This is a genomic window from Paenibacillus sp. P2(2022), assembly GCF_029522175.1.
Classification (GTDB): Bacteria; Bacillota; Bacilli; order Paenibacillales; family Paenibacillaceae; genus Paenibacillus; species Paenibacillus polymyxa.
The window spans coordinates 127,246-151,857 of record NZ_JAKWFI010000005.1; the positions used below are offsets into that span (position 1 = coordinate 127,246).

The following is a 24,612-nucleotide window of genomic DNA, read 5'->3' on the forward strand; positions in this document are numbered from 1 at the left end:
AAGTAGTAAGCTGAGCAGTCATTAAGAATGGAAGGAGGAACCGGGCGAATGAAATCCTATGCGGAGGACTTGCAGAACCAGGAGAAGGCGCTGGAGAACATACGGCACAAATTAGCATTGCTGCCGGATGCATCAGGCTGTTACCTGATGAAGAACAGCGAAGGCACCATCATTTATGTCGGCAAGGCCAAAGTGTTGAAAAACCGGGTCCGTTCCTATTTTACAGGTAGCCATAACGGCAAGACGCAGCGACTGGTTGCTGATATTCGTGATTTTGAATATATCGTTACAGGCAGCAATATGGAGGCGCTCATTCTGGAGTGCAACCTTATTAAAAAGCACCAACCGCGTTATAACGTGCTGTTGAAGGATGATAAAACCTTTCCGTACTTGAAAATTACGAACGAGGCACACCCCAAGCTGGAGGTAACCCGTCGCGTTCTGAAAGATAAAGCGAAATATTTTGGACCGTACCCCAATTCCTACGCGGCACATCAGACGAAAAAGCTGCTGGATCGTATGTATCCGTTACGCAAGTGCGGTGTGATGCCAAAAGAAGTGTGTCTGTATTATCACATGCATCAATGCTTGGGACCTTGTGTAAAAGAGGTCGAGAAGGAAACATATGATCAGATCAGTCAGGAGATCGGTTCCTTTTTGAGCGGGGGACATGAGGAAATTAAAAAGGACCTCCAGCGTAAAATGCAGGAGGCCGCAGAGGAATTGTACTTTGAGCGTGCCAAGGAGCTGCGCGATCAGATTATAAGCATCGACGCGATGATGGAAAAGCAGAAAATCACCACATCTGATGCGAAGGACCGAGATGTATTCGGCTTTTCGGTAGATAAGGGCTGGATGTGTGTACAGATTTTATATGTCCGCAAGGGTAAAATGATCGAGCGCCATATGTCGACTTTTCCTTTCTACGGTGAAGCTTACAGTGATTTTATGTCCTATGTGACGCAATATTACAGTGACAACCCGGCAGTACCGCAGGAAATATTATTACCGGATTCTCCTAAGCTGATAAAGGCAAAATCGGCTGATGTCGATCAACCGATTGCAGCAGAAACTGAACTTTACAGTGCGATCACAGCTGAGACTGCCAGCATTACAGCTGAGACTGCCAGCATTACAGATGAGGAAGCAGTGCAAACGGAGTCAGACCGTTCTGCTGACCCACTGCGGGTAGCCGAAGCACGAGCGTTATATGCAGAAGGAACGATTCAAGACCCAGTTGGTGACCAAGCAGCCGAGGAAACAGAAACTGAAACTCAACTATCCGGTGGATTGGAGGACCCAACGGCGGCAGCTCTCGCTTTGGCTGAATGGCTGGATGTAAAGGTACTTGTGCCGCAGCGTGGGCTGAAAAAGCAAATGACGGGGATGGCGACGGAAAATGCACGTGTTGCTTTGGATGAAAAGTTTAAACTGATCGAGCGGGATGAGGAACGGACCTCCAAAGCTGCAAGCAATCTGGGACGTGCCATTGGGCTGGATAGTCTGCATCGGGTAGAGGCGTTCGATAATTCCAACATTCAGGGTTCCGATCCAGTGTCGGCCATGATCGTCTTTATTGACGGTAAGCCTGCCAAAAAAGAGTATCGAAAATACAAGATCCGTTCTGTGCAGGGACCAGATGATTATGAAACGATGCGTGAGGTTATTCGGCGCCGATATGAACGTGTACTGAAGGAAAATCTCGAGCGTCCCGATTTGATCATTGTTGATGGTGGTCGTGGACAAATAAAAGCGGCAACCGATGTATTGGAAAATGAGTTGGGCTTGTTTATTCCTGTGTGTGGTTTGGTGAAAGATGCCAAACACAGAACTTCCCAACTACTGATGGGGGATACATTTGAGGCCGTAACACTTGCACGCAACAGCGAGGAATTTTATCTGCTGCAACGGATTCAGGATGAGGTTCACCGTTTTGCGATTACGTTTCACCGTGAGCAGCGCGGCAAATCTATGGTAACTTCCCAGTTGGACTCCATTCCGGGCATTGGAGAGAAACGGCGTAAGTTGCTGCTTAAGCATTTTGGGTCGCTCAAAAAAATAAGAGAGGCCAGCGTCGAAGACTTCCGGCCTCTCTCTATTGGGGATAAACTTGCTCGTCAGATTATAGCTGCCCTTCGGGAGGAGGAGTCGTAGAATACGGCTCCTCTTTTTTCACGGATTCAAACATGATTCGATTAGGTTTTTTAGGACTAAACCAGTAAATGATGTAGCCTACAATAGCCGGAAGTAAGATCCAGAATAAACCGGCGCTCACATTCACGGTGTCTCCCAAACTTATCACACTAAGCCCCATTAATATGCTGTCAAAAATAACGTGGCTGAACATGGCAGCGATAAAGCCGTAACGCAGGAACACGAAGCTAAACAGCAAACCAAGAAAAGTCAGCTCAATAGGTCTTGAAATCACCGGATAGATTGGATAAAGCGTATGTCCCAGTGCCCAAATAAGCGTAGTGATCAGACAAGCAACAAACGTATTTTTGACTATTTTTTTTACCATCGGAATACCAAATAGACGGTAAACAGTCTCTTCTCCAATACCTGCCATCCAGGCCATAATCGGTAGTAGCCATGGATAAGCCATATTGTAAGGGGATTGCGTGGCGTCTGTAGTGGAGAATGTATTAAATGTACGCTCCAATACAAAGAACAAAATGGATTGTACGCCGAGTAAAATGAAGGCCCACAAGTAACCGACATACATACTGCGAAGCACATACAGCCCGTAGCCCGGCTCTTTGGCCCGTGGCCATGCATTGAGTCCAACCTGACGCATAAGGCCGTCACCACCAACCAAGGAGAAGTAGAGGGCTACAGCCATGAAGAAGGTAACACCGACCTGGAATACCATAAGAAATATAAGCATGCCCTTACTGCCTGCTTCAGCTTGTAATAAAGGCAGCATGTTCATGGTCCCAGCTATACTAGCAATAAAATAAACAATGGACAGAACAATACCGCGTACAAATGAAGTATGTCGTCGGGTGAGTGACGCATACACAATGGCAAGTACACCCAGGACAAAGCTAAATAGGGCATAACCCGCATAAGTCATCCAATTCGCCCAGTATGTTTGATTTTTAACATAGTCGGTATAAGACGAAGGGGCTGAAAAGCTTTGGGTAAATGAGCGAACATCCCCATCTTCAAAGGTAAAAGCCAGCGTAAGGACCGAGGCGCCGATTTTCTTTTCGTCCACGGTATATTTTAATCCACCTTCCCCCTCAGTGGTCGCAAGCTTCAATTCCGATGGCTTAAAGCCAAAGCGTTTGATCCATTTTGCTGCAGCCTGTTCCTTGGCTTCAAGCGTCATGTCGCCCTCAGCTATACGTACAAGCTTGCTTCGTGCTTGTTCATCTGTAGAAACATCAGCCTGTGTGTAATTGGTGCTGGAGGTGATCCGTTTAAAGCTAACGACCTTCCCGGTGGATAAATCCACATGAATTTGCAGCTTGCCCTTCGCTGAGGAGTCAGGCAAATCAACCCGAAAGGTTTCATAAGGATAATTTTTTTTCCATGTACGATCGTACGCTTGAAGCAGTTTTTCTCTGGATAAATAACCGTACAAATCTGTTTCAGCCTGATAGGTCACGACAGGCTTCTCTGGCTGTGATTCCGTATAGCCCAGCTCGGAACGGGCAAAGTCCAAGGCGTGTACGATCGCTTCTTGTTTGCTGATGACCTTTGCATTCATCAATGATTCCGGACTTGGATTGCTAAGCGAGGGAATAAGCAATTGAAAGATAAAAAAGCAAATCAGGCCAACCCCGCCCAGCAAGCCTAATTTTTTGAAGTTGGCCGTGAGCACGACCGGTTTCCCGATAGGATTCATGAGTTTCCTCCTTAATCTGTAAATAAGAACATCCATTAAAGATATCATACTGCACAGGTTCCCGCCAACAGACCAGCGATATTCATGAAAACAGAGTGAAAGCACTTTAAAGTTTTAATAAAATTAGATAAGCTGTGATTAAGCGATGCCCAATCGCAAATTAAAGCCAATTTCACGTTTTTTCGGCGAAATCGGTTTTGTGATCTGGATAGAGAAGGATTATAATCTTGAGGCAATGCCTATGAAATATATGGGTAATGACATACATTTAAGCCGAATTTCTGTGAGAAAACGGGGGAACCATGTTACTGGGGTGAATTTTACAGCCGATCCTGATGGATCGGAAGTGTAAATAGGGCATACTGTGCTGCCCGAATCCGTCAGCTAACCTCGTAGGCTGTGGGCAGGAACCAAGTCAGGCACTCGGTTTTCCGGTGTCTTTTTTTGTGTGTATAAGTGTGAATAAAAGTTTGCTGAGTTAAGGACGCTGCGCGTTCCATTTGATCTTCCAATCGCTGTTGCCACTGAATTTTTTTTGATTTTCTAGACCTTGATACGGGTAAAATTCAGAGTCAAAGGCGAGCGCTATCGCTTCTCCAGATTCAAATGGACCGCTTCGCTGCTGCCCGCCTTAAAGTCATCAAACGTTCCATGAGGTAGTTACGTATAAAGTGTAGTGAGTATTGAAAGGCAAAAGTATCCCGCTTTGCGGATACTTTTCTGATTTATAAAAGAAACTGAAAAGAATTGGTGATTTTATGAGCTGAGCGATCTCCATGCTCATAGTTCACCAAGGAGGAGAAGTGATGAATAAATGAATCCCAATGCAAGCTGGCTTCGGCTTTCTCCACCGCAAATATTCGTTGCAGGCTTTGCCATTATCATTCTAATAGGTAGTTTATTGTTAATGCTGCCCATTTCTAATACAACAGGAAAACCACTTGCGTTTATAGACGCTTTGTTTACTGCCGCTTCCGCGACCTGTGTAACTGGGCTTGTCGTTAAGGATACAGGGCTCTTTTTTACAACCTTTGGTCAAATTGTCATCGTTGCGCTGATTCAGATTGGCGGACTTGGCTTTATGACTATGGCTACCTTGATCGCGCTGGTGTTCAAGCGTCGGATTTCCTTGCGGGAGCGCCTTATTTTGCAAGAAGCGATGAATCAGACCTCTGTCGAAGGAATTGTCGGATTGATCCGCAAGGTGCTATGGTACTCGCTGATGATTGAGGGCGTATGTGCAGCTATTTTTTCGATTCGCTGGTCATTTGATATGCCTGTCGGCAGGGCGATTTATTTTGGAATCTGGCATGCCATTTCCATGTTTAATAACGCTGGTTTTGATTTGTTCGGTGAATTTCGTAGCCTGACAGGTTATGTATATGATCCGATTGTTAATTTTACAGCCATGTTTCTCATTATTTCGGGTGGTATTGGTTTTGTAGTGATGTCTGACCTGGCAGATTATCGCAAGCGTAAGAGACTGTCCTTGCATACCAAGGTGGTACTCAGCATGACAGCTGCTCTGATTGTCGTCGGGACGCTTGTCATTTTTGTATTTGAGTTTACGAATCCGAAGACGCTTGGCTCGCTTGATTGGGGTGGTAAACTGCTGGGTTCTTTATTCCAGTCCGTTACCCCTCGCACCGCAGGTGCCAACACGCTGGACATTGCAGGCTTGCGGCAGGCTACGCAGTTTTTTATCATCATACTCATGTTTATTGGGGCTTCGCCTGGCTCCACTGGAGGCGGGATTAAGACCACTACATTTGCTCTGCTCATTGGAGCGGTGTTTTCGATGCTGCGGGGACGGGAAGACATTGTGCTGTTCCGGTACCGACTTGCGCAGGCACGCATTTATAAGGCTTTGACTATTACCTTGCTGGGGTTGCTGTTCGTGATTGGGGTGACGATGATTCTGTCCGCAACCGAAGATCATCATTTTCTGATGATCTTGTTCGAGACGGTGTCTGCCTTTGGTACGGTAGGACTGTCCATGGGGCTTACACCTGATTTGACAGTTGTAGGCAAGCTGGTGATTACTCTGACGATGTTTGCAGGCAGGCTGGGTCCACTCACGCTAGCTTATGCACTGGGACCGAAAAAGGGTAAGGAATTGTATCGTCATCCAGAAGGTAAAATAATTATAGGGTAAGGGAGTTTTCGAGTAGATATGAAAACGCAGCAGTTTGTAGTCATTGGCTTGGGACGGTTTGGCTCAAGCCTGGCTTTGCAATTGGTGGATATGGGGTGCGAGGTGCTGGGCATTGATCGGAATGAGGATGTTGTGGACAGTATGAGTGAGATTCTGACACATACTGTCGTGGCGGACGCTACAGATGAGGATGCGTTGCGGTCACTCGGCATACGTAATTTCGATTGCGGCATTGTTGCGATTGGTGATGATATTCAGGTAAGCATCCTGACCGCCATTTTGCTGAAGGAGCTGGGTGTGAGAAAAGTCGTAGCCAAAGCCATATCTGTGCTGCATGGGCGTGCGTTAGAGAAGCTTGGGGTGGACCGAGTCATTTATCCGGAACGGGATATGGGTATTCGAGTAGCGCATCAGCTGGTCACGCCTAATCTGCTCGATTATTTGGAGCTGTCCAAGGAATACAGCATTGTAGAACTTAATGTGCCTGCATGTCTGAATGGCAAAACGTTGGCAGAATTAAATGCGCGCACCCGCTTTGGTTGCAGCATCGTGGCGCTTCATACGGCGAATGGTATCTTGATCGCACCGACAGCTATGGATCGGCTGAAAGCAGACGATATTATGGTCATTATCGGCTCCAATGATAATATCGGCCGCTTTGAGGATGAGGTCGTTAATGTCAATGAAGAGGGTTAAATCCTCTATACCATACGGTAGCCTGCAAACGATGCGCGTGTCTCGCTAATCCAGCGTCGTGCTGTTGGGCCGAGATCGGCCGTTTCTGAGTAGATGAGGGAGGTCGTTCGGCGTGTCTCCTTCAAATCAGGCAAGTACAATGCAGTAAGTCCATTATCTCGCAGCAGTTCGCTGCGCAAATAGGATTTGGGCAGCAAAGCGGATGCCTTGCAGGTGGGAAGCAGGCGTACAATCGCCTCGAAGGAGTCGATTTCCATGCGGATATCCGGCATAATGCCGCTACGCTGGAACAAGTCATCCGTCAGACTGCGGTACCAGGTTCCTTTGGAGAAAATAATCATCGGCAATCCTTGCAAGTCCTTCATTGAAGCCGTTCCTGTCTTGACAGTTAACTCATGTCCGATGGGGACGACTAGCTCCAAATGATCGTCAAATAACGGAATGCAACGCAGTCCAGCTTCATGAATGGCAGACCCGACAACGCCGGCGTCTGCTTTTTTGTCGCGTACAAAGGCAACGATTTCATGCGTCTTGCCGGTGAGCAGCTTTAACTCAGTCTGAGGATGCTTGCTCATGAAAGCTTCGACGAGGGTAGGCAGCGTCGTTTGGAGTGTCGTAAGACTTGCGCCCAGTGTAAGCATGCTCTGGGCTTCATTTTTGTGCTGGGACAGCTTTTGTAAGAAGCGAAGCTGACGTTGCCGTTGCTCCAGCGCGAAAGTATATACAAATCGGCCAGTCGATGTAATTTCGAGCCGTTTGCCCCGACGATCAAAGAGATGGACACCCAGCTCTTCCTCCAGCTTGGCAATTTTGCGGGACAGGGCGGGTTGGGACAAATTCAGCAGTTTGGAGGCTTTATTCAGGCTGGACTGCTCGACAATGACGGCAAAAGCGTTCAAATCCTCAAACAAATCTTCCACTTCCTCTCTATATGCAAAAAAGACATAATAATTAATACGTATATTGCAATTCCATTATAAGCCGAAAAGGAGTAACATGAAAGCGACACAAGATGTTCACACTTTTGTTTTTCCTTATAAGGGACACCTTGTTGAACATTCCCTGTCGGGAACTGTCATTTTATATGTTATATTACTATTGAAAACGCTATTATTGGGAGAAGGGAGCATGACCTAGATGAGAGGATTTTATTCCAGAAAGCTGCATTCGCTTCTTGGCGTCATTCCATTGGCTCTATTTTTTGTTGAGCATTTGGTGACGAACTTCACAGCGGTGGAGGGCGGCAAGGAAGGTTTTAATCGCAGCGTGGCCTTCCTGAATGGTTTGCCGCTGGTTATTGTGTTAGAAACGTTATTCATCTACTTGCCATTACTGTTCCACGGAATCTATGGCTTGTATATCGCTTATCAGGCTGACCCGAATGTCAAAAGGTTTGGCTATTCGCGTAACTGGCGCTTTTTGTTCCAGCGTATTTCCGGCGTCATTACGTTTGTATTTATTATCTGGCACGTATACGACACACGCTTTCAGGTGGCCCTGGGTAATGTAACTCATGAGGAGCTAGGCGGCGTAATGCATGGTATAGTGACGAACCCGGTCTATTTTATTTTGTATTTAATCAGTGTCGTTTCGGCATCATTTCACTTTGCTAATGGACTGTGGGCATTTATGGTCAGTTGGGGGATTACCGTGGGACCACGTGCCCAAAAAGTATCTTCCTATATCTGTATGACCCTGTTCGTGGTGGTGTCGATCGGCTTCGTTGCTTCCCTGCTTGCATTTCGCAGCGCGGAATTCCAGGAAACGGCAACAGCCTTGGTGCAATGCAGCGCCTTTAAACAGCTACTGTAAACGAGTTATTTAAATGATACATCGTGTTGAGATTCTATTCTGATTTGTAAAAGGGGATTTAGTACAAATCCTGAAAAGAAGGAGTGAGCAGAAATGGCAGCATCCAACATTATTGTCGTGGGCGGCGGTCTGGCTGGTCTAATGGCTACGATCAAGGCGGCAGAAGCGGGAGTCCACGTTCATCTATTTTCTTTGGTTCCGGTCAAAAGATCCCACTCCGTTTGTGCGCAGGGCGGCATTAACGGTGCGGTAAATACCAAAGGTGAGGGAGACTCACCCTGGATTCACTTTGATGATTCAGTCTATGGCGGTGACTTTCTGGCCAACCAGCCGCCGGTAAAAGCGATGTGCGAAGCGGCTCCGGGAATTATCCATCTCATGGACCGCATGGGTGTTATGTTCAATCGGACACCAGAAGGACTGCTAGATTTCCGCCGCTTTGGCGGTACCCAGCATCATCGGACAGCCTTCGCTGGCGCGACGACAGGACAGCAACTCCTGTATGCTCTCGATGAGCAGGTACGGCGCTGGGAATCTGCTGGTTTGGTGACCAAGTACGAGAACTGGGAGTTTTTACAGGCTGTACTGGATGATGAAGGCATCTGCCGAGGGATTTGCGGGCAAGATTTGCGTACGATGGAAGTGAAGACTTTTGCAGCGGACGCCGTTATTTTGGCATCCGGTGGTCCCGGAATTATTTTCGGTAAAACCACAAATTCCGTTATTAATACCGGTACAGCTGCCGGTGCAGTGTATCAGCAAGGCGTTCGCTACGCGAACGGTGAATTTATACAGATTCATCCAACGGCTATACCCGGTGACGATAAGCTGCGTCTCATGTCCGAGTCGGCACGGGGAGAGGGCGGTCGCATTTGGACATATAAAGACGGGAAGCCATGGTATTTCCTTGAAGAAAAATATCCGGCTTATGGAAATCTGGTCCCTCGCGACATTGCGACACGTGAAATATTCAGCGTATGTGTTGATGATGGACTGGGTATTAATGGCGAGAACATGGTCTATCTGGATTTGTCCCACAAGGACCCAAAAGAGCTGGATGTAAAGCTGGGCGGCATTATTGAAATTTATGAAAAATTCGTCGGCGACGATCCGCGTAAAATCCCAATGAAAATATTCCCGGCTGTTCATTATTCAATGGGCGGCATGTGGGTCGATTATAATCAGATGACAAATATACCGGGTCTGTTCGCAGCTGGTGAATGTGAATTCCAGTATCACGGAGCGAACCGCTTGGGTGCAAACTCGTTGCTGTCGGCCATTTATGGTGGAATGGTGGCTGGACCAAAGGCTGTGGAATATATCAAGGGCTTGAAAAAGTCTGCCCAGGATGTAGCTTCTTCGGTATTTGATGCGGCAGTCCATCAGCAGACTGAGAAATACGAGCATATTTTGCACATGGATGGAAAAGAAAATGCCTATGTTCTTCATAAAGAGCTGGGTGAGTGGATGACGAACAATATGACCGTGGTTCGTTATAATGACAAGTTGGAAGCTACGATTCACAAGATCAAGGAGCTGAAGGAGCGTTACTCGAACATTAACATTAATGACGCTTCGCGCTGGAATAATGCGGGTGCTGCGTTTACACGGCAGTTGTGGAACATGATGGAGCTGGCTGAAGCGATGACCAAAGGGGCGCTGCTGCGCAACGAAAGTCGCGGGGCCCATTACAAGCCGGATTTCCCGGACCGCAACGATGAAGATTATTTGAAAACGACGATTGCAGATTGGACACCGGAAGGACCACAAATTTCGTATGAAGAGGTCGACGTTTCACTGATCAAGCCGCGTGTTCGAGATTATTCCAAGAGCAAATAACAGAAGGGAGTGTATTTAGATGTCGGAGCAAGCAGTGAAGTCGAATAAAACAGTGAAGTTTGTGGTTACTCGTCAGGATGAGCCTAATGCTAGTTCCTATACGGAAGAATTCGAACTGGCCTACAGACCGGGAATGAACGTGATCAGCGCGCTGATGGAAATTCAGCGTAACCCGGTAGACAGCCAAGGTAAAGAGACGGCTCCGGTGTGCTGGGAGTCGAACTGCCTGGAGGAAGTATGTGGAGCTTGCTCCATGGTGATTAACGGCAAACCGCGTCAGGCGTGTGCGGCGCTTGTCGATAAGCTGGAGCAGCCGATTACGATTGCGCCGATGAGCACATTCCCGGTAGTACGGGATTTGGTCATTGACCGCAGCCGGATGTTTAACGCGCTCAAGAAGGTCAAAGCGTGGATTCCGATTGATGGTACCTACGATCTGGGGCCGGGTCCTAGAATGGCAGAGAAAAAGCGTCAGTGGGCGTATGAGCTGTCCAAGTGCATGACCTGTGGTGTCTGTCTGGAAGCATGCCCGAACGTCAATGAGAAGACGACGTTCATCGGACCTGCGGCGATATCTCAGGTTCGCCTGTTTAACAGCCATCCGACAGGGGAAATGAATCAGGAGGAGCGCCTGGATGCATTGATGACGGACGACGGGCTGGAGGGCTGTGGTAATTCGCAAAACTGCGTACGCTCTTGCCCGAAAGGCATTCCATTGACAACTTCCATTGCCGAAATGAACAAGCAAACGACCAAGCATATGTTCAAGCGCTGGCTGACTGTGTAGCAGAGCCAGCCCACAGGTTGTACTCAAACAGGCTTCTTCCCAAACCGGAGAAAGCCTGTTTTTTTGCGCTCAGGAATGATGGAGGGTAACATGGAGGAAGGAGCGAGGGACTGCACTATGGTATAATTAGAGTATTGTGTATCGTTTTGGAGAAAAGGAGGCTGGACAGGTGACTGTGCAACCGATAACGAATCGACCTGTCACGCGGTCGGATGTAATGAAAGGATTAAGGGAACTGGGAGTTCGGAGCAGCATGACATTGCTTGTTCACTCGTCGATGCGCAGCTTTGGACGCTTTGTTCCAGGCGGGGCCTCCACCATTCTTGCCGCATTAACCGAAGCGATTGGCCGGGAAGGAACGCTGGTGATGCCAACACAGTCACACGACTTGACAGATCCGTCCACCTGGATGAACCCGCCTTTGGATGAGTCGTGGTGGGAACTGGTCCGCGAGGAAATGCCCGCTTATGATCCGGCCTGGACGCTGACTGGAGGGATGGGCGTCATCGTAGAAACGTTCCGTGGCCTGCCGGGAACAGTGCGCAGCGGGCATCCGCACGTTTCTCTGGCGGGGCGTGGACCTGCTGCTTTAGGCTTGCTGGAAGCGCATGAGCTTGATTTTGGGCTGGGTGAGCATTCGCCCTTGGCAAAGCTGTATGAGGCAGATGCCTATGTACTGTTGCTGGGCTGCGGACATGACAGCAACACCTCCTTACATTTGGCAGAATATCGAACAGCCTATAATGGACGTGAAGTTGTCACGCATCAAGCCCCTATGATGGTGGATGGGATCAAAGCGTGGGTGTCTTTTCAGGATTATAATATTACCTCGGATGATTTTGAGCAGCTGGGACTTGATTTTGAGCGGGAATGTCCCACATCCTTTACGCGGGTGAACATTGGAGAGGCTTCATGTTTTTTCGCAAGGCAACGGGATTTGGTTGACTATGCAGAGCAGTGGTTATCCACTCATCGCTAGAGCTTCTGGACAGTAGGGAAATCTGAGAAATGAGATAGAAAGGACAGAACGCAAGGGGGAACGCATAATGAAGAAGACGCCGCAAATCCGCCGCGAGAGTCAGGATGGCCTACAACAGGAGGCCGCTATCCCTCCCGGTTCTTCGCGGCGTTCCTTATCGAATGAGCCAGCCAATCCTTCCCGCCGCCGTTTTTTGAAGAAAGCGGCTTTGGCCACCGCAGGAACTGCACTTCTGGCTGGAGGATATGCTTCCTTATGGGAGCCTAATCATTTGGAGATTACACGCTTCAACTTGTCTCTCCCTCGTCTTCCGTCTGCATTTGACGGAATTAAGGTGGTGCATTTCAGCGATGTGCACTTGGGGTTTCACATGGATGAGCAGGATCTGAGCGAGCTTGCGGACCGAATAGCAGGTCTGGAGCCGGATTTGCTCTGTTTTACAGGCGATATTGTAGATGATTATTCAGTATCCATGAAGGCTGCTGTTCCAGTTATGGATTCCATGCACGCTACCCTTGGTAAATTTGCTATTCTGGGCAATCATGATTATAGAGGCTTACCCGCCGGCGTTCAGGAGCTATATCCAAAAACCGGGTTTACACTGCTGAGAAATGAGCATGCGGTTGTAGAGCGCGCGGGACAACGTGTGGCCATTGTCGGTTTAGAGGATAACATCATGGGCAAGCCCAATCCGCAGCGTGCAATCCACGGACTGCCTGATGAGATGTGCAAGCTGCTATTGATGCATGAGCCGGACTATGCAGATGTGGCGGCACAAATGTCCTTTGATCTTCAATTGTCAGGACATACGCATGGGGGACAGGTACGTTTGCCTGTCATTGGAGCACCGATGCCGCCCCCAGGTGGACGCAAGTACATTCAGGGATTGTTTCATGTGGGAACGGATAGAATGCCATTGTATGTCAGCCGCGGCATTGGTATGACACATTTGCCGATACGGGTGCTGTGCAGACCGGAGCTTAGTGTCATTACGTTAAAATCTGGCCAATAGGCCATGATCTTTTTTTCATCTTCATCATATATGTTGGAACTACATAATGTTGGCTTGAATGTAGTGTAGAGATGTAGTCGTTTCGGGACAAAGGAGTGAGATTCAGATGGATCGTGTTGCTGTCATTTCAGATATTCATGGCAATTGGCCTGCTTGTGAGGCGGTGCTGGAGGATATTGCTTCCCGAGGCATTAGCCGTGTGTTTTGTTTGGGGGATCTGATCGGCAAAGGGCCTAGCCCGTGCGAGGTGCTGGATGCTATCCGCCAACATTGTGAAGTCGTCGTTCGAGGCAATTGGGATGAGTTGGTTAGCATAACGGATGATCTCAATTTTAGCTGGCAAGCCGAACGTTTAGGTGCAGAGCGAGTACAGTATTTGGCACAGTTACCGTTTCATTATGATTTCAGAATGAGCGGACGCCGTATCCGCTTGGTGCATGCCTCGCCGCAAAGCGTGTATCACCGTGTGCAGCCATGGGATGAGCCGGCCAAAAGGCTTGCCATGTTTGATCCACTAGCAGAGGAAAGTGGAAAAGTACCTTTTGCTCCAGAGGTCGTGGGATATGGTGATGTGCATAATGCTTTTATCCAGCATTTTCAGGGAAAAACACTTTTTAACGTTGGGAGTGTCGGGAATCCGTTGGATATCACCCAGGCTTCCTACTGCATTTTAGAGGGGCAATGGGGAGAGGAGCAGCTCACGCCTTTTTCCATTCAGTTTGTACGTGTACCCTATGATATAGAATTGGCAGTAAAACAAGCAGAGGAGGCAGATGTGCCTTCTTTGGCATATTATATTCGAGAGCTGCGTACCGGAATTTACCGGGGAATTCAGGACCTGGATTAAGTATAGAAATATGCATGGCTAAAAGCAGAATCCATCCGCAGGAGGGAACATTGTGCTGACCAGAGAAATGCTTCGTCTCGGATTGCCGGAGCTTTACACTCGCCGAGTCCGATTGCGCCAGCTCAGAGCGGAGGATTATCCTGCGCTGGAGCGGATCTTATCCGATCCATTGGTAATCCAATATGTGAATCGAATTCGCAAGCCAGTCTATGCAAGAATGAGGCGTCTGGTTGCGCAAATTAAAATATCTGCTGACTCCCTGGATTCCCTGCATTTCGCAGTGGAATGGCATCGGAAAAATACAGGAGAAAGCAATCTGCATGATGAATTCAACGAACGATCCTCCTCACCGTTGCTCGGTATCGTTTCTTTTCAGCAATGGAATGAAAGAAGGGGCGAGGCACAACTGGGCTATATTTTGGATCGGCCTTTTTGGGGACAGGGACTGGCTACAGAAGTTGTGGGAGAAATGCTGAAATTTGGTTTCGAATCTTTGAAGCTCCAGCGGATCGAAAGCCGTTGCCAAGAGAATAACCAGGCTTCTATGCGTGTGCTTATGAAAAATAAGATGCGCCTGCTGCGCACCATTGGTGCCTATGATCCCTCAGGAGAGGTGCCGAGTGTATTGGTATTTTCAATGACCCAAGGAGATTATGCCTAGAAATGACATTGGAATATTTTGTTACAAAGATGAAATATAACTGCAAAGCAACTCTAACACAGGACGGGTACAATACAGACATGACCCCCTTTTGAATAATATATGTTGCTGGGACCCGATCATTCGGGTCCTCTTTTTTTGGTTCTTTAACTCGGGATAATATGGATTGGACAGATCCTGTCTATGTTTCATTTTGTTACAAAAATGAAATATAACTGCAAAACTACTTTAATATAGACTGGGTACAACATAGACATGACCCCCTTTGAATCATATATATTGCTGGGACCCGAAGCTTCGGGTCCTCTTTTTTTATGATTCATAGGTACGGTTCAGGCTGATTACCAGCTCTGGTAACCATTCGTTTAGGGAGACGAATGAGTATCCCTCTGACTGGGCATTGGATGTATCCATGTACCACGACTGTGTAATACCGAATGGAGACATATGCTCGTCTGCTGTTTTTTCTTGGATCACAGCCTGTTTTCCCGTGACCTGCTCGATAATGGAAATGATATCTCCAATCCTTACTGTACCGTCGGAACAAGCATTTACAGGGCCTGTTAAATGAGCAGACCCAAGCCAAAGCAGAAAATCTGCAGCTTCATCGGAACGAATAAATGAGATATGGGCTGCGGGATTAGGTACTCCAATTTCTTGGCCTGCACGAACATGTTCAATATGAAAATGAAGTCTTTTCGTATAATCATCTGTTCCCAATACAATCGGAAAACGAACAGCCACTACAGGGAACGTAGCTTGCTGCGTAAAAACTGCTTCAGCCTGCCGCTTAGCCTCTTGATATGTAAAATCGTCCTTTCCGCCCTGGCGAACTGGATAAGCCTGAGGATCGAAGATATTCTCTGTCACCGCTTCCGGGCTTGGATCATAGACAGATAGGCTTGAGGTCATAATATACCTTTTGGCTTTAGCATCAAAAATACGACAGGCTTCGCTGGCTTCATCTGGGGAATAGCAAATATTATCATAAACAACGTCCCACACTTGCTCACCTACCGCCTCTGCGAGCGCTTGCGGGTCCGTACGGTCTGCACAGATCCGTTGAACACGGTCACCAAACGAATCGTTTGTGTGGCCCCGCGTGAGAATAGTAATGGAGTTCTCGGAACTGTCCAGCAGACGTTCCACCAGTCTCTTGCCGAAAAAGCGCGTTCCTCCCAAAACAAGTACCTTTTTCATACTTACATCACTCCTCATGGAATGGTTTTCATTTATATTAAGATAGACGGACTAAGGAATGTAAAAGATACAGGACGCAATAAAAAAGGGAGGATCACATGCCATACGTAAAAACTCGGGATTTAGAAATGTATTACGAAAAAATGGGTGTAGGAGACCCCGTCATATTTTTGCACAGTCATTATTCAAGGGGAATCCTGGCTTTTTCATCTCAATTACTTGATTTTCAGCAAAAGTATACATGTTATTTTCCAGACCATCGGGGACATGGCAGAACGAAATGTGATAGCCTGGAATGGAGTACCCCTCAACTCGCAGAAGATGTGCTTGATTTTATGCAGGCGTTACATATTTCTAAAGCTCATCTTATTGGGTACAGCTGCGGAGGCAATGTGGCTTTATACTGTGCGGTGAAGCACCCTCAAATGTTCGCAACCGTTACCACCATTGGGTGTAGTGGAGTCGCATGTCCTGAGGGGGCAGATGAGTTTGAGCCGGAGTGGCTCATTAAGAACGAACGCTATGAAATGATCCATCAAATGGTGGAACGCCATGAGGAAGCACATCAAGGTAATTGGCAGGAATTTATGCGTCAGAGCGCTCAGGATTGGCGCCAATATCCGCAATTGACACGTAATGAGTTAAGCCGCATTACGTGCCCTGCATTATTTATCGCCGGTGAACATGACGACTTTGCCACAGAAGAGCAGCTTCAGGAATTATGCTCATGCGTCCAAGATTCACGTTATCGAGTTGCTCTGGGTTGTAGTCATCGACCGCATATGCTTAGAGAGCAGCCCATCTTAATCAATGATTCTATTCTTCAATTTTTGAATAATCACGCTATTAGTTGATTCAGATTATTCCCCTAGAAGCTTCAAAAAATTGGCTGGCACCGTAATCTGCTGATTATTAATCATAATCTTTCGAAGCTCTTCCATAGAGTCTTCTTCACCTCTGGCATCTTTAATCTCCTTGATTTCACGATGCAGACGTTCCATTTGCAGATCCAGCGCATTAGCGGAATCCGCTGCGTTCTTTAATTCACGTGTCAGACTCTCGGGAACAGACTGGTTGTATTTATAAAAGATCTTATGCTCCAGGCTTGCCCAAAAATCCATCGCAATGGTTCGAATCTGCACCTCTACGCAGACTAGTTCCTCACAGTCCGACATGAATACAGGAACTTGAATCAGCAAATGCAGACTTTGATAACCGTTCGGCTTGGGATTCTTGATGTAATCCTTGATTTCCAGCACCTTGAGGTCACTCTGTCTCTGAAGCATGTTACTGACATCATAAATGTCAGAAATAAAAGAGCAAGTAATACGCAAGCCCGCGATATCTTTGATAGAATCTTTGATAGCATCCAGCGATAACTCGCTATTTTTACGAAGCATTTTGTTCATGATGCTCTCAGGAGATTTAAGGCGTGATTTGGTATGCTCAATAGGGCTGTAATCGTGCAACGCTTGAAATTCCTGTTTTAATATTTCAATCTTGGTTTCCATTTCGTCGAGCGCAAACTTATAGATGAGCATAAAGCGCGTGATGTCATGCTTTAGCTTTTTGAGCTTGTCCATAGGATCTTCCAATTGCATATGTAATTCTCCTCACACAAGATGTTGTTTATTAAAAATAATGGAGCTGTACGGTTTAAGGCGATTGGTAGCAGAGCGAGGATTTGAATCTGGAGAAGCATAGCGTTCGCTGTTGCAATGGGATTATTGCTATATATAGAATACCTAAGCATCCCATTGCAACAGCGATCCCACCTTTCATGCCTTTTAAAGCGCCACAGGAATTTTACGTTTTTCTTTAAAATAAACCCATTCCCGGAAGCCGATATCCTTCAGCATCGCTTTTACGTCTTCCCAATCGTCGCCTACCCGCGAAGGCTTATGGGCATCCGAACCAAAAGTAACCTCCACACCAAAATGGTGCGCTCTTTCTAAAATAGAAGCAGACGGGTACCATCCGCCACTCAGCTTGGTTTTACCTGAAGTGTTAATTTCAATCGCCACATTGGATGCTGCAATCACTTGCAAGGTTTCGTCAATGGCTTCATCGGCAGGAATGTCTGAAAAGGCAGGGAAATTCCCCTTCATGGCGTCAATATGACCTAAAATCTGAAACATGCCGCTTCGCGCAGATTGCTGAATGAGCGCATAGTAGGCTTGTTTGACCTCGACTTTACGAGCGTCACTTAGTTTTTTCCAACGGTTGCGGTTAAAAATGCTGTCCCCTTCAACATTGTGAATCGACCCGATAAGGTAATCAAATGGATAAGGAGCCAAAGTAGAACGATACAATTCAGCAAAATCAGGGAAATAATCCGTTTCCAATCCAAGAAGCACGTCAATACGACCCTCGTATTCCTTCTTAAGCTCCTGTACCTCTTTTACATATTCAGCAAGCTCTGACTTGGCCATATAAATTTTAGGAAAAGCCTGATCCTTTTCGCTGCATAGGAAGGGGGAATGGTCGGAAATACCAATAGCTTGTAAGCCTGATTGAATACCTGCTTCGATGTAATCCCGAATGTTGCCGTCTGCATGACCGCAGCGGAAATGGTGGGTGTGCAGATCAAATTTCATGGACTGTCTTCCTTTCGTAACCAAGGTTTATATTGTGTATGTTGTTCATAGCGAATTACGTTATTCAGAACTGGTGAAATTCGTCTCTGGCATCCCCTTCAGATCGCTTAAAAATTGCTGCATTGCTGAGTTTAGATAGCGGCCGGATTTATAAATCACCCCTACCGGATGACTAACTTCCAGCTCGGGAATATGGATCATTTTTAATGTGCCTGTACGCAGTTCAGAAGTGACTGACAATCTGGAAATGATGGCAGCCCCGAGATTGATTTCGACCATCCGTTTAACTTCCTCACTGCTGGACAACTCGATCACAACATGGGGAACGATTTGGTGCTTTTTAAAAACATCGTCCACGAATTTCCGTCCAACCGTATCGGGAGAGAGCAGAATGAGCGGAATTTCCCGAAGGGCTTCAATGGTAGCATGTGGTTGCGAGGCCAGCGGATGAGTAGGAGACACGACAAGTTCAAAGGAATCATAGTACAGAACTGAAGTGCTTAGATTGGGATTACGTTCGATCAGATAACCGATACCAACATCAATAAGTCCGTTCTCCACCTGCTGATAGATCATCGAGGAAGCCATCGATTGAATGGAGGTTTTGATGAGAGGGAACTGATCCTGAAAATAGGAGAGCACACGCGGTAAAATTTGAATGGCGATGGATGTTGTGGTACCCAGTGCAATGTGACCCTGCGGTGTTTCGTTTAAGTCGTACAATCTCTGTCTTAATTCCTCAACTACCTCTAATATGCGCTCGGCGTGTTCCAAAAAAACAACTCCCCGGTCGGTCAGGGTGACGGGCTGGTTGCGGTCAATCAGAATGGTTTTGAACTCATCCTCCAGACTTTTGATTTGGGCGGACACTGCCGGCTGCGTCAAATTGAGAAGTTCTCCGGCTTTACGGAAGCTCATCGTTTTGGAAATCATGATAAGCGTTTCAAGTTGACTGATGTTCATGAAGTTCCTCCTCTCTTTTCTTTAGCTTGTCGCAGCTGTATAGACTGAGTTTAGCCAATCTACTTGTTTATATGTAAAACCATCGTTATGCTTTATTTCATTAGATTATAGGTTATTCGAGCAGGAAGGGCAATGAATCGAAGCAGTACATCGTAAAGTGTGGTATATTGGGAAATAAAGACTAAAGTCCTGATATACTTTAAAATTAACCTGTCTAAATTCGGCATGGAGTAAAGATATAGGACATTATTCACATTTTTTGTGCTTTAGCTATAAAAAATTGCCGGACTGCTGTCGATAAGTGATAGAGAGAGCATTTTATTGCAGGTTGAGTCGTTATACAGCATTATTTGAATAAAAAACTCAAATTAAAATGGGACTTTTGTTGTGTGTCTAAAAGCCCATCGTAAAGGGGCGCAATGATCGTGAAGGCAGAAGTGATAAATCCTTTTTTGGAGTCGGCGAGACGGGTCATTGAACAATTGATCCAAGTATCTCCTTTACCCGGAAATCTCGGTGTGAAAAATGTCGAGCTGGTGGACGACCATATCTGGATTATGATCGGGATGACTGGACAGCTTAGCGGAAATATTGTGTTCGGCCTGAATGAACAGGTGGCGCTACGTATGGTATCGGCGATGATGGGCGGATTTGTGTTGACTGAAATTGATGAGATGGGAAAAAGCGCAATTTCGGAATTGGGCAATATGATTAGTGGCAATGCCAGTACAATTTTGTCCAGTCAAGGAATTGTCGTGGATATCACCCCTCCGCAGGTCATGAAATCAGAAAACTTAACCACTTTTGTGCCTCAGCGTGCCCTTTGTATTCCGCTTTCGGTGGAAGGAATCGGTGAGCTGGATATTCAGGTGATGATCTCTTAATATTAAAGGAGTAAGTTTCTTTAATGTGGAGGGATGTCCATGAGTACATTGCAGGATAAGGTAATTGTGATTACAGGTGCATCCAGTGGGATTGGCGCCCTTTGCGCTCAGTTGTTGAGCGCAAAGGGCGCGATTCCTATTTTAACAGCGCGCTCGCAGGAACGACTGAAGCAAGTATCTGCGGGAATCAGCGGCAGGCATGAGCTGATCCCACTGGACGTAACTTGCCAGGAGCAGGTAGAGGCTGTGGCTGCACGAGTATTGGAAGAATACGGACGGGTTGATATATTGCTCAACAATGCGGGGTACGGTAAGTTTGAGTATTTTAATGAGACCGACCTGACAGAGTTCGAACAAATGATGGACGTGAACTATATGGGGGTTGTTCGCTGCATCAAGGCATTTCTGCCACAAATGACAGAGCGGAACTGTGGGCAGATTGTTAATGTAGCATCGATGGCTGGGAAAATCGGGACAGCCAAATCGGCTTCTTATACGGCCACGAAGCATGCGTTGCTCGGTTTCAGTAATGCGCTCCGGCAAGAACTGCGCGGAAGTGGAGTGACCGTAACGACGATTAACCCCGGGCCGATTGATACACCGTTTTTTGAGCTGGCAGATCCCTCCGGGGGTTATGTGCGGAATGTTGGCTGGTTTATGCTAAAACCTGATAAGGTGGCACAGCATATCGTAAGGGCGATGGAGCTTGGTAAGGAGGAGGTTAATCTGCCACAGTGGGTATCTCCTTTTCTCAAGCTGTATCAATTAGCTCCCAGACTGATCGACAGGCTGGGGCATGGTGTGATGAATAAGAAATAATAGATGTCCCGTAGCCATTAGGTGTGGTGAGGGACATCTTTTATTTTTGTGATTTGGTAACAAGGCTATTTTCGCATATAATGGAGAGTAACGAATTTACGTATAGGGGTTGGACCTTTTCATGACATTGAATTTTGAAGCGCTCGGCGTTGAACAAGATCTGCTGGACAAACTGACCGAGCATGAAATTACACAGCCTTCGCCAGTTCAGGCAGAGGCTATACCGGAAATAATGAAGGGACAGCATGTATTGGCACGCTCGCAAACCGGCACAGGCAAAACACTGGCTTATTTGCTACCGCTGCTACAAGCCATTGACCCACAGAAAAAGGCTACGCAAAAGCTGATACTGGCTCCAAGCCAGGAATTGGCCATGCAAATTGTACGTGAGGGTCAGCGCTACGGAGAGCATCGTGGAATCCGTGTACTGGGTCTGATTGGTGGGGCAGCCATCAAGCGCCAAATCGAAAAGCTAAAGGATCACCCGCAGCTTGTGGTAGGCACACCAGGCCGTGTACGGGAACTCATCGCTTCGAAAAAGCTGAAGATGCACAATATTACAACTATTGTCATCGATGAGGTGGATCAGATGTTCCAACTCGGCGGAGCAGGCGATGTGACCAATATACTGGGCTCTGCCCAACGTGACCGTCAATTGGTATTCCTGTCCGCAACGCTGAATAATGAAATTCAGTCGCTGGCACAACGGGAGATGCCTGATTACGTAGAAATTGGGATTGATCCTGACCAGAAGACGGCCAGTGGACTGGAACATTACTACTTTGTATCCGAAGAACGGGATAAGGTGGATATGCTGCGCCGTCTGGTACGGCATTTTAATCCGAGAAAAGCGCTGGTGTTCGTGAATACAACCAATGCTATTGGGGAAATTGAAGCCAAGCTCAAGCATATGGGTCTAACTACGGCATCCTTGTATGGAGATGCAGATAAAGTCACGCGCAGCAACGTGTTGGCTCGATTCCGCGAGGACAAGCTCAAAGTGCTGGTCGCTTCCGATGTGGCAGCCCGTGGTCTGGATATTGAGGGCCTTGAAATGGTCATTCATTTTGACCCGGCTACGGATAGTCAAGCTTATGTTCACCGCGCAGGGCGGACAGGACGTATGGGACGCAAAGGATTAGTAGTGTCGGTTGTGACCGACCGCGAAACGTTCATCATGCGTAAGTTTTCTCGTGAACTGGGAATCGATATTGCAGAGCGTGCGTTGTACGGAGGTCGAGTTGTGGCGCCGCGCCCGGCGGATGCCAAGCGTGCCCCTGTAAGGCCATCTGAGACTAGATCCAATTCCAATGGAACAGTGACGGAAAACCGCAAGACACCTGTTCGGACTGAAGCAGGACGTCCAGGCAGGAATTCCGTGAACGGTTCAGCTCCAGGCAAGAGCAAAGGAGCAGCCTTATCCAAAGCAGGAAAGGCACAGCGCGAGCGTGATCGTAAAAACAAGGGTGCGCCAAGATGGCTGAAGGAAAAAGGATCAAAACCGAACGAGTAAGGGAGAAGAGGGGGAGCCATGGAACAACAGCCTGTGTTGCAAATTAACGGACTGACTGGTGGATACAGCGCCAAACGCCCGGTGCTGCATCAGATTTCGCTCGATGTGAAGCCGGGTGAAATGGTTGGACTGATCGGTTTGAACGGGGCCGGGAAAAGTACGACCATGAAGCATATTTTGGGTCTGATGACACCGCAGGCCGGAGAGATTCGCGTACAGGGGCATAAGCAGGATGAGAATCCCGAGGTATATCAGGGAGCTATTGCTTTTGTACCTGAAGCTCCAGAGCTGTATCCTGAAATGACAGTGATGGAGCATATGGAGTTCACGGCTAGAGCGTACGGAGTCAGCGAAGCAGATTTCCGCACGCGCAGTGATCAAATGCTGGATTTGTTCCGTATGCGGGATAAAAGCGGAAGTATGTCGATGCATCTCTCCAAAGGGATGCGCCAAAAAGTGATGATTATGTGCGCATTTTTAGCGGGGCCGCCGTTGTATGTCATAGATGAGCCTTTTTTGGGTTTGGACCCGCTCGGCATTCGTTCTCTGCTTGACTTTATGTTGGAGATGAAGCGTTCGGGCTCGTCTATTTTGCTCAGTTCTCATATTTTGTCCACGATTGAAAATTATTGCGATCGTTTCATTGTGCTTCATCAGGGTGCCATCATTGCTCAGGGTACGCTGGATGAAGTGACAGCACAGGCGGGTAAGCCGGGCATGCCGCTGGAAGATGCATTTTATGAGCTGGTACAGGGCAGGGAATGAGCATGGATTTGCAACGTTTGCATAAAGAAAGACGTCTAGCGTTCTGGGGACAGGTGCTGCCTTATCTGGGCTATGTCATTCAGAGCGGCCTTGCAGTGGTCTTCGGCTTTGCGCTGATTGCCTTTGCCGCATGGTACACGTCGCTACTCATGCATATTCCGCCGGATTTGCCCATCCGCTGGATCATGCTTATTGTAGCTATTCCAATTGCGCATGCGAGCTTTCGAACGTATTTGAATGCGGCAGATATAGTCTTCCTTCGTCCCCAGGAGTACGCGATGCCACAATATTTTAAGGCCAGCCGGATTCGAGGCGTGGTGTACAAAATATTCGGTCTGCTGCTGCTGTCCATGATTTTGTGGCCGTTGTATATCCGCAGTGATGCTGCACCTAAGCCGCTGCTACTGACTCTGCTGCTGTTCGTGCTACTGAAGGTGCTATTTAGCTACGGCGGCTGGCAGGAGCTTCGCATGGTATCGGTTGGCGGGAGCATAGGCTATCGTCTACTGCGGTGGGTGCTGGCTGTGCTGATGGTAGCCGCATGGCTATGGCAGCCTCCGTTACACAGCTTGCCGTTTATCGTATTGGTTGGCGTGGTGTACGTGCTTGTTCTGCGTTTGCCGGTCAAACTGCTAGTGGCTTGGGAAAAACTGATCCGCACAGAGGCTATGCAGGCTGCCCGCGTGATGCGTACGTTGGGCTGGTTTGTCGATGTGCCTGCCCTTACACAGAGAGTGACGCCGCGTCGCTGGCTCTCCTGGCTGGGTGGCAACATACCTTGGAACAGAAAGGGAGCGTATCGTTACCTGCTGTTTAAGACGTTCTTGCGTACAGAACCAGCAGGCATTGTCATTCGGTTAGGTATTCTGGGTCTGTTAATTATATATATCACCCATGCTAGCTGGATTGGTATTGCCGTATATTTATTTTTTATATTCCTCATAGGTGTTCAGATTACTTCATTAAGACAGTATCATAGGGATTCGTTATGGCTTCAGTTATATCCGATTCCTGCGCATAGTCGCCGTGCGTCTTTTCTTGACTTTGTTGTTCGGTTGACGTTGCCGGCTGCGGCGGTGCTGTGGCTTCCTTTTCTGGCAAAAGGAACGGAGGATTTACTGTCTACATTGCTCACGTTGGTTGGGGGAGTCCTTGTTGTGTTCCTGCTCCGTGGTACTCAAGCCAAAAAATGGCGTTTGGACGGACAGGATGAGGAAGAAGTGTGATCCA

The 24,612-nt window shown here is 47.5% G+C and carries 22 protein-coding genes and 1 riboswitch; of the genes, 16 read left to right on the forward strand and 6 right to left on the reverse strand.

All coding sequences use genetic code 11. The features are described 5' to 3' along the window. Positions 1 to 48: 48 nt before the first annotated feature. Positions 49 to 2,154, forward strand: coding sequence for an excinuclease ABC subunit UvrC (gene uvrC, locus MMB75_RS17555; RefSeq protein WP_045244887.1), 2,106 nt, complete (start codon positions 49 to 51; stop codon positions 2,152 to 2,154). Here the strand turns inward: uvrC and MMB75_RS17560 are convergent. Then, complete coding sequence (locus MMB75_RS17560; RefSeq protein ID WP_016820035.1) at positions 2,123 to 3,853, reverse strand: CPBP family intramembrane glutamic endopeptidase; 1,731 nt, start codon at positions 3,851 to 3,853, stop codon at positions 2,123 to 2,125. The genes uvrC and MMB75_RS17560 overlap by 32 nt on opposite strands. Positions 3,854 to 4,114: 261 nt before the next feature. After that, positions 4,115 to 4,267: riboswitch (cyclic di-AMP (ydaO/yuaA leader) on the forward strand. A 400-nt stretch (positions 4,268 to 4,667) separates the two neighbouring features. On the opposite strand from MMB75_RS17560, the gene MMB75_RS17565 reads away from it, so the two are divergent. Together MMB75_RS17565 and MMB75_RS17570 are read left to right on the forward strand one after the other, a co-directional pair. Then, positions 4,668 to 6,008 carry a TrkH family potassium uptake protein gene (locus tag MMB75_RS17565; protein ID WP_016820036.1) on the forward strand — a complete coding sequence of 447 codons (1,341 nt, stop codon included), beginning with the start codon at positions 4,668 to 4,670 and terminating at the stop codon, positions 6,006 to 6,008. Positions 6,009 to 6,026: 18 nt separating this feature from the next. Continuing rightward, a complete protein-coding gene (locus tag MMB75_RS17570; protein ID WP_013372875.1) occupies positions 6,027 to 6,704 on the forward strand; it encodes a potassium channel family protein in 678 nt (225 codons plus the stop codon). 5 nt (positions 6,705 to 6,709) lie between these two features. Here the strand turns inward: MMB75_RS17570 and MMB75_RS17575 are convergent, their stop codons facing one another. Then, a complete protein-coding gene (locus MMB75_RS17575; RefSeq protein WP_016820037.1) occupies positions 6,710 to 7,615 on the reverse strand; it encodes a LysR family transcriptional regulator in 906 nt (301 codons plus the stop codon). Between the two features lie 226 nt (positions 7,616 to 7,841). Here MMB75_RS17575 and MMB75_RS17580 point away from each other — a divergent pair, with 226 nt between their 5' ends. The 7 genes from MMB75_RS17580 (at position 7,842) to MMB75_RS17610 (ending at position 14,641) form a co-directional block, all read left to right on the forward strand. Further along, on the forward strand, positions 7,842 to 8,516 hold the full coding sequence (locus MMB75_RS17580; RefSeq protein WP_016820038.1) for a succinate dehydrogenase cytochrome b558 subunit: 675 nt from the start codon (positions 7,842 to 7,844) through the stop codon (positions 8,514 to 8,516). Positions 8,517 to 8,609: 93 nt separating this feature from the next. Then, positions 8,610 to 10,355 (forward strand): succinate dehydrogenase flavoprotein subunit, encoded by a 1,746-nt coding sequence (gene sdhA, locus MMB75_RS17585; RefSeq protein ID WP_016820039.1) that lies wholly within the window; start codon positions 8,610 to 8,612, stop codon positions 10,353 to 10,355. A 19-nt stretch (positions 10,356 to 10,374) separates the two neighbouring features. Further along, entirely contained in the window at positions 10,375 to 11,142 is a 768-nt protein-coding gene (gene sdhB, locus MMB75_RS17590; protein ID WP_013372870.1) for a succinate dehydrogenase iron-sulfur subunit, read from the forward strand. 169 nt (positions 11,143 to 11,311) lie between these two features. Further along, complete coding sequence (locus MMB75_RS17595; RefSeq protein ID WP_045244886.1) at positions 11,312 to 12,121, forward strand: AAC(3) family N-acetyltransferase; 810 nt, start codon at positions 11,312 to 11,314, stop codon at positions 12,119 to 12,121. A gap of 67 nt (positions 12,122 to 12,188) precedes the next feature. Then, positions 12,189 to 13,133: a metallophosphoesterase gene (locus MMB75_RS17600; RefSeq protein ID WP_045244885.1), complete on the forward strand. Its 945-nt coding sequence runs from the start codon at positions 12,189 to 12,191 to the stop codon at positions 13,131 to 13,133. A gap of 106 nt (positions 13,134 to 13,239) precedes the next feature. Next, the gene (locus MMB75_RS17605) at positions 13,240 to 13,980 is read left to right on the forward strand and encodes a metallophosphoesterase family protein (protein WP_016820042.1); all 741 of its coding nucleotides are present in this window, start codon (positions 13,240 to 13,242) and stop codon (positions 13,978 to 13,980) included. Positions 13,981 to 14,032: 52 nt separating this feature from the next. Then, positions 14,033 to 14,641 carry a GNAT family N-acetyltransferase gene (locus tag MMB75_RS17610; RefSeq protein WP_045244884.1) on the forward strand — a complete coding sequence of 203 codons (609 nt, stop codon included), beginning with the start codon at positions 14,033 to 14,035 and terminating at the stop codon, positions 14,639 to 14,641. Between the two features lie 312 nt (positions 14,642 to 14,953). Here MMB75_RS17610 and MMB75_RS17615 read toward each other — a convergent pair whose 3' ends face one another. Further along, entirely contained in the window at positions 14,954 to 15,841 is an 888-nt protein-coding gene (locus MMB75_RS17615; protein ID WP_045244883.1) for an NAD-dependent epimerase/dehydratase family protein, read from the reverse strand. A gap of 98 nt (positions 15,842 to 15,939) precedes the next feature. On the opposite strand from MMB75_RS17615, the gene MMB75_RS17620 reads away from it, so the two are divergent. Further along, positions 15,940 to 16,695 carry an alpha/beta fold hydrolase gene (locus MMB75_RS17620; protein ID WP_031462153.1) on the forward strand — a complete coding sequence of 252 codons (756 nt, stop codon included), beginning with the start codon at positions 15,940 to 15,942 and terminating at the stop codon, positions 16,693 to 16,695. 6 nt (positions 16,696 to 16,701) lie between these two features. Here the strand turns inward: MMB75_RS17620 and MMB75_RS17625 are convergent, their stop codons facing one another. From MMB75_RS17625 to MMB75_RS17635, 3 genes are all read right to left on the reverse strand, one after another. Beyond that, complete coding sequence (locus tag MMB75_RS17625) at positions 16,702 to 17,442, reverse strand: GTP pyrophosphokinase (protein ID WP_016820046.1); 741 nt, start codon at positions 17,440 to 17,442, stop codon at positions 16,702 to 16,704. Between the two features lie 186 nt (positions 17,443 to 17,628). Beyond that, positions 17,629 to 18,438: a histidinol-phosphatase gene (locus tag MMB75_RS17630; protein WP_017427306.1), complete on the reverse strand. Its 810-nt coding sequence runs from the start codon at positions 18,436 to 18,438 to the stop codon at positions 17,629 to 17,631. 60 nt (positions 18,439 to 18,498) lie between these two features. After that, positions 18,499 to 19,401, reverse strand: coding sequence for a LysR family transcriptional regulator (locus tag MMB75_RS17635; RefSeq protein WP_016820048.1), 903 nt, complete (start codon positions 19,399 to 19,401; stop codon positions 18,499 to 18,501). 425 nt (positions 19,402 to 19,826) lie between these two features. Between MMB75_RS17635 and MMB75_RS17640 the strand changes: the two genes are divergently transcribed. The 5 genes from MMB75_RS17640 to MMB75_RS17660 all read left to right on the forward strand — a co-directional run bounded on the left by MMB75_RS17640 (position 19,827) and on the right by MMB75_RS17660 (position 24,608). Then, positions 19,827 to 20,285, forward strand: coding sequence for a chemotaxis protein CheX (locus MMB75_RS17640; RefSeq protein WP_025365744.1), 459 nt, complete (start codon positions 19,827 to 19,829; stop codon positions 20,283 to 20,285). 39 nt (positions 20,286 to 20,324) lie between these two features. Further along, positions 20,325 to 21,104 (forward strand): SDR family NAD(P)-dependent oxidoreductase, encoded by a 780-nt coding sequence (locus MMB75_RS17645; protein ID WP_016820049.1) that lies wholly within the window; start codon positions 20,325 to 20,327, stop codon positions 21,102 to 21,104. 121 nt (positions 21,105 to 21,225) lie between these two features. Further along, positions 21,226 to 22,617 (forward strand): DEAD/DEAH box helicase, encoded by a 1,392-nt coding sequence (locus tag MMB75_RS17650; protein ID WP_045244882.1) that lies wholly within the window; start codon positions 21,226 to 21,228, stop codon positions 22,615 to 22,617. A gap of 18 nt (positions 22,618 to 22,635) precedes the next feature. Further along, complete coding sequence (locus MMB75_RS17655; protein ID WP_016820051.1) at positions 22,636 to 23,382, forward strand: ABC transporter ATP-binding protein; 747 nt, start codon at positions 22,636 to 22,638, stop codon at positions 23,380 to 23,382. Positions 23,383 to 23,384: 2 nt separating this feature from the next. Then, positions 23,385 to 24,608, forward strand: coding sequence for an ABC transporter permease (locus MMB75_RS17660; protein ID WP_045244881.1), 1,224 nt, complete (start codon positions 23,385 to 23,387; stop codon positions 24,606 to 24,608). Positions 24,609 to 24,612: the final 4 nt, after the last annotated feature.

What these genes read in the sequence shown, in the direction of transcription:
- MMB75_RS17620 (WP_031462153.1), top strand. Translation starts at nt 15,940, where the DNA reads ATGCCATACGTAAAAACTCGGGATTTAGAAATGTATTACGAAAAAATG.
- MMB75_RS17570 (WP_013372875.1), top strand. Translation starts at nt 6,027, where the DNA reads ATGAAAACGCAGCAGTTTGTAGTCATTGGCTTGGGACGGTTTGGCTCA.
- MMB75_RS17600 (WP_045244885.1), top strand. Translation starts at nt 12,189, where the DNA reads ATGAAGAAGACGCCGCAAATCCGCCGCGAGAGTCAGGATGGCCTACAA.
- MMB75_RS17635 (WP_016820048.1), bottom strand. Translation starts at nt 19,401, where the DNA reads ATGAACATCAGTCAACTTGAAACGCTTATCATGATTTCCAAAACGATG.
- MMB75_RS17645 (WP_016820049.1), top strand. Translation starts at nt 20,325, where the DNA reads ATGAGTACATTGCAGGATAAGGTAATTGTGATTACAGGTGCATCCAGT.
- uvrC (WP_045244887.1), top strand. Translation starts at nt 49, where the DNA reads ATGAAATCCTATGCGGAGGACTTGCAGAACCAGGAGAAGGCGCTGGAG.
- MMB75_RS17625 (WP_016820046.1), bottom strand. Translation starts at nt 17,442, where the DNA reads ATGCAATTGGAAGATCCTATGGACAAGCTCAAAAAGCTAAAGCATGAC.
- MMB75_RS17605 (WP_016820042.1), top strand. Translation starts at nt 13,240, where the DNA reads ATGGATCGTGTTGCTGTCATTTCAGATATTCATGGCAATTGGCCTGCT.
- MMB75_RS17560 (WP_016820035.1), bottom strand. Translation starts at nt 3,853, where the DNA reads ATGAATCCTATCGGGAAACCGGTCGTGCTCACGGCCAACTTCAAAAAA.
- MMB75_RS17580 (WP_016820038.1), top strand. Translation starts at nt 7,842, where the DNA reads ATGAGAGGATTTTATTCCAGAAAGCTGCATTCGCTTCTTGGCGTCATT.
- MMB75_RS17565 (WP_016820036.1), top strand. Translation starts at nt 4,668, where the DNA reads ATGAATCCCAATGCAAGCTGGCTTCGGCTTTCTCCACCGCAAATATTC.
- MMB75_RS17650 (WP_045244882.1), top strand. Translation starts at nt 21,226, where the DNA reads ATGACATTGAATTTTGAAGCGCTCGGCGTTGAACAAGATCTGCTGGAC.
- MMB75_RS17630 (WP_017427306.1), bottom strand. Translation starts at nt 18,438, where the DNA reads ATGAAATTTGATCTGCACACCCACCATTTCCGCTGCGGTCATGCAGAC.
- sdhB (WP_013372870.1), top strand. Translation starts at nt 10,375, where the DNA reads ATGTCGGAGCAAGCAGTGAAGTCGAATAAAACAGTGAAGTTTGTGGTT.
- MMB75_RS17660 (WP_045244881.1), top strand. Translation starts at nt 23,385, where the DNA reads ATGGATTTGCAACGTTTGCATAAAGAAAGACGTCTAGCGTTCTGGGGA.
- MMB75_RS17615 (WP_045244883.1), bottom strand. Translation starts at nt 15,841, where the DNA reads ATGAAAAAGGTACTTGTTTTGGGAGGAACGCGCTTTTTCGGCAAGAGA.
- sdhA (WP_016820039.1), top strand. Translation starts at nt 8,610, where the DNA reads ATGGCAGCATCCAACATTATTGTCGTGGGCGGCGGTCTGGCTGGTCTA.
- MMB75_RS17655 (WP_016820051.1), top strand. Translation starts at nt 22,636, where the DNA reads ATGGAACAACAGCCTGTGTTGCAAATTAACGGACTGACTGGTGGATAC.